Origin of the sequence: Candidatus Cryosericum odellii (assembly GCF_003570935.1) — a bacterium.
In the GTDB taxonomy this organism is placed as follows: Bacteria; Caldisericota; Caldisericia; order Cryosericales; family Cryosericaceae; genus Cryosericum; species Cryosericum odellii.
This window is the reverse complement of record NZ_QXIU01000223.1, coordinates 1-4,281: the sequence shown is the minus strand read 5'-3', so window position 1 is coordinate 4,281 and position 4,281 is coordinate 1. Positions and strand designations below refer to the sequence as shown.

The 4,281-nt window shown below is 60.7% G+C and carries 6 protein-coding genes; 4 read left to right on the top strand and 2 right to left on the bottom strand.

Annotation, left to right across the window (positions count from 1 at the left end):
* Nucleotides 1-380, bottom strand: a 380-nt coding sequence (locus tag SMC5_RS09130; protein ID WP_133299203.1) for a flavin reductase family protein, incomplete at its 3' end; no start/stop codon positions are given.
* A 228-nt stretch (nt 381-608) separates the two neighbouring features.
* On the opposite strand from SMC5_RS09130, the gene SMC5_RS09125 reads away from it, so the two are divergent.
* From SMC5_RS09125 to SMC5_RS09110, 4 genes are all read left to right on the top strand, one after another.
* On the top strand, nt 609-1,430 hold the full coding sequence (locus SMC5_RS09125; protein WP_165846167.1) for a GNAT family N-acetyltransferase: 822 nt from the start codon (nt 609-611) through the stop codon (nt 1,428-1,430).
* A gap of 151 nt (nt 1,431-1,581) precedes the next feature.
* Complete coding sequence (locus SMC5_RS09120; RefSeq protein WP_119120457.1) at nt 1,582-2,085, top strand: NUDIX domain-containing protein; 504 nt, start codon at nt 1,582-1,584, stop codon at nt 2,083-2,085.
* 62 nt (nt 2,086-2,147) lie between these two features.
* Nucleotides 2,148-3,290 carry an iron-containing alcohol dehydrogenase gene (locus tag SMC5_RS09115; RefSeq protein WP_119120456.1) on the top strand — a complete coding sequence of 381 codons (1,143 nt, stop codon included), beginning with the start codon at nt 2,148-2,150 and terminating at the stop codon, nt 3,288-3,290.
* Nucleotides 3,291-3,319: 29 nt separating this feature from the next.
* Complete coding sequence (locus SMC5_RS09110) at nt 3,320-3,727, top strand: hypothetical protein (RefSeq protein ID WP_119120455.1); 408 nt, start codon at nt 3,320-3,322, stop codon at nt 3,725-3,727.
* 5 nt (nt 3,728-3,732) lie between these two features.
* Here SMC5_RS09110 and SMC5_RS09105 read toward each other — a convergent pair whose 3' ends face one another.
* Nucleotides 3,733-4,179, bottom strand: a complete 447-nt coding sequence (locus SMC5_RS09105; protein ID WP_119086940.1) for a GNAT family N-acetyltransferase — start codon at nt 4,177-4,179, stop codon at nt 3,733-3,735.
* Between the last annotated feature and the right edge of the window lie 102 nt (nt 4,180-4,281).

Here is a 4,281-nt window from a genome sequence, read left to right as displayed (position 1 = left end):
TGCAGGGTCTGGCGCACGACGCACTCGATGTTGAGGGGGCACTCCGCCACCAATGGCACGGCTGTGGCCGTTCCCTGTTCGCGGGTAAGAGCGCTCAGCTTCCACTTGTCGGTATCCTTGCCGGATACCATGCCGCAGAGGTCGAGTTCCCGGGCGTGAGCAACATCCGCCACGTTGACGACGAAGGCGCCTCCCTCGACGATAAAGTGATGCAGCCAGCGTTCTGGACGGACACCGATGCCGATCATCGGGGGTTTCGAGCACAGTGTGCCGACCCAGGCGAGGGTCGTGATGTCAGATGATTCCATCGTGCCCGCAGTCACGAGGACTGCCGGCGCCACACTCAATGCTGTTGATGGTGCTTTAACAAGTTTGGGCATGTTGTCTCCTGAATGGTCTGGCAGAGACGCACCAGACTCGTATTTTCAGTATAGCGCAACATGGTTGCGTTGGAGTACCCACTGTATAGAATAGGGGCAGGAACAGCGTTGCTGTGCAGCAACAGCAATGCTCCGGCAACAGGAGGTCGACGATGGCTAACGTGCAAGGGCTGGTTGAGCAGGCATTGGGCGATGATCGCGGTGGTCGTGAAGAGGGAGAGGACTGATATGGCTCTGGGAAATCTGACGATGGAGGCTGGCGCCTGTCTCGTCAGCGAGGAGATGGCGCAGTACTTCCTGACCGTGGACGGCCAGCCGGGAACGTATATCCTGGGGGACGCATCCGCTTCTTCTGTGCGGGCGCCGCAAGTCGACCGCAATCGCATCTTCAGGGCTCGTCTCAGTGCGAACACCGCCGATCAGAGCATCGAGCAGCTCCTGTTGCCGTTTCGCCGTGCTGCCGTGCCGGTCACCTGGTATGTCGACGGCTGTTCCAGGCCCAACGACCTCACGACGCGGCTGACGAGCCATGGGCTTGAGCTGCGATATTTCTGGGCGGGCATGCTCCGCTCGGTCGACGATCCAGAGGGTGTAGATGAGGCACCGTCGGACATCACAGTAGTCGAATCAGTCTCCGCGGATGAACGGGAGCAGTGGATGCGCGTCGTGCTTGAAGGGTTTGGCCTGACACAGTTTCATGACATGGAGTCGATGCTTACGGAGACCGGTGTCCTCTCCGGCCGCTGGCATCGTTTAACGGCATTGCAGGACGGGACCGCGGTGGGTGGCGCACTGTTGTTTGCAGGTGACGGCGTGGCGGGACTGCACTGGCTTGGTGTGCCTGAGATGTTCCGAAAACATGGAGCAGGCATCCTGCTCACTCGACAGGCTCTGGCCCAGGCAGCTCGTATGGGTTATTCGCATCTCGTGTTGCAGGCGAACCTCGAGGTCGTGCAGTTATATACCCGGCTTGGCTTCGACAAGATTGGAGATATCGCCGTGCTCGACTGGCGTCCCGGGATCGGCGCGTTGACAGTGGAACCGGACTAGCCACGGCGAGCACTGCAGCGAAAAGGTACTATGCTGATACCGTCTGTCCAGCGCGTCATGCTGTAGACGGTAAGGAGACAGGGACATAAAAAAGACAGGGGAACGCATCATCGGGAAAGGAAACTGGCTCGTCCTCCGCGAAGACACCTTCATGAGCGAGAGTGGCGAAGAGGTGCATTGGGAGTGCATCGCCCACGCGACGGATACATACGTCGTCGTGGTTGTGGCACGGCTGATGCCCAGCGGACGATACGTGCTGCTGCGGCAGTACCGCCAGGCCATTGAGAACACCGTCATTGGATTCTGCGCAGGTGCCGCGCCGGCGGGAAGCGACCCCGAGGTCGAGGCTCTTCGCGAATTGCGTGAAGAGACGGGTTTCGTCGGCCACATCGTCGCATCGAGCGGTCCCTTGAAGGTGAACGTCGGGATGTCCAACGACGACCAGTATATTCTCAGCGCGGAGATCGACGAGACGGACCCGCTCAATCAGCATCCTCAGCAGGAGCTGGAGCCGAGCGAGGAAATCGAGGTCGTTCTGATGATGAAGGATGAAATTCCAGCCTTCCTCCTGAGCGAGCAGGCGGCGGGTCGAACCGTGGGGCCAGGGGTCTGGTATATGTTCGGAATACTTCCCACCCTGGCACGGCATGCTTGAACCAGTCTGTCACAGGTGCTAGTCTGAAAGGACGCGCTGGACCGGCGCGAAAGAGGTGACGCATGCACAGTTTCGAGTTCTACAATCCGACGCGGGTGATCTTCGGTCGCGGGACCGTACAGCAGGTAGGTCCGGCCGTCGCTCGCGAAGGTGCTCACAAAGTGCTGTTGATAGCTGGTGGCGGTTCCATCCGCGAAAACGGTGTCTATCAGGCTGTCACCCAGTCCCTGAGTGTGTCGGGTATCAATGTGGTAGAAGCCTGGGGTGTTCGGCCCAATCCTGAGCTGGCACTTGCCCAGCAGCTGGTGCAGATCGCTCGTGAGCAGCAGGTGGACAGCGTACTGGCTGTCGGTGGTGGCAGCGTCATCGACACGGCCAAATGCGTTGCAGCGGGTGTATATGTCGACAACCTCTGGAGCTGTTTCGAGAAACGGTGTCCGATCGACAAGGCGCTCCCGGTTTTCGTCGTTCTGACGATCTCGGCTTCCGGCAGCGAGATGGACCCGTCGGCCGTCCTGACGGAGAGCGACCAGCACAGGAAGTGGAGTATTTCTTCTCCTGTCCTGTATCCCCGGTTTGCGATCGTGGATCCGAGTGTGCAGACCAGCCTGCCATGGCGCCAGACCGTGAACGGTGCCATTGGCGTCCTCAGTCATATCATGGCCACCTACCTGGTGGGGTCGTTCGAGGAGACGACGCTTGCGCTCGGCGAGGGGCTGATGCGCACGGTCATCAAGATGGTAGATCAGCTGCAGGCAGACCACGCCGACTATGGTGCGCGCGCGAACCTCGCCTGGGCGGCCACGCTGGCCATGAACGGCCTGAGCTCCGCCGGCATCGAGGATAGCGACTGGTCGGCTCGTAGCATCGAGTCCGCGATGAGTGCTCTGCACCCCGAAGTAGCTCATGGAGCCGGCATGGCGGTCATCCTTCCCGCCTGGATGACCTACCAGCGCGAGAACAACCCCGGCCAGTTCCAGCGGTGGGCGAGAACCGTATGGGGCGCAGGTACCGTCGAAGAAGGCATCACGGCCATGAAGACGGCGTTTCAGCGCTGGGGGGCTCCGTCGACGCTGGGAGACCTTGGCATTGCAGCCGGTGAGCTCCGCGACATCGCGTTCAATGCGCTTTCCGAGGGTCCGCTCGGAAAACTGCGCATCCTGACGGCGCGCGATGTGGTCGAGCTGCTCAAGCCCGTCCTCTAGGTATGCCGGCAGTGCAGCGTGACGTATCTATGAAACAGTCGCTGCGTGCGACGCTTCTGGAACTGGTGGTGGGCGTTGTCCTGGGAGGCTGCATGCTGCTGCTGGGCAGCTGGGCGGGAGCGAAGCTGGGCAGCGGAGCCAGCAATGGGTGGGGAGACATCATCGGGGCTCTGTTTGGGAGTGTCCTTGCCTTTCCCGTTGGATTTGTGGCCGGCATGTGGCTGATGGCGTGGCGACTGCATTTTCCTCACAGCCTGTGGCGCGGCATCTTCGGCGCGGCCCTGGGACTCGTGCTGGTTCTCCTGCTGGCAGAGCCGCTGCGCCTCAATCGGGATTCGCGCGTCATGGGGACGCTCCTGTACCTTGTCCCGAGCGTGGCTGCCCTGTTCGGTTTCAACCAGCCGCAGCACGAATCGGGCTCTGCAGGCCGCCGATAACCCTGTTACTTGCTGACAGTGAAGGTGGCCACGATCGGGCCGTCTTTTCCATCGCCTGCGGAGACGAACCCCAGGCGCTCAAGCATGGTTTTGGCCGCAACGTTGTCACGGTGGTAGGTCACTTGCACGGACTTGTATCCAGGACTCTCCTTCAGCATCTGGATCGCCAGCCGCAGGGCCGACGTCCCATACCCCTTGCGGCGCTCACAGCTATCGATCAGGAGCTTAGCCAGCCAATAGCTCCCCTCCTCCGGTTTCTGCCCGACCATGATGAAGCCGACGATTCTGCCGTCATCGCTGACGATAGCATAGGGGGCATAGTCAGTGTCCGGGCCGCTGCCGGAGATCGTGTCCAGGTTGCGGGACATGAACCGCTCGAGTTCTTCGGAGACGTTGGCGTCCATGAACTCTTCTTTGTGATGTCGGTCGATCTGGCGCAGTCTGATGCTCATCGTGTCCTCCCGGGCCTACTGGCCGTCAGAACCATTTGAACCTGTCTGTCATTCCAACTATCCACAGTATGGCACGGCGTCACTCACATGCAACATCGTGGC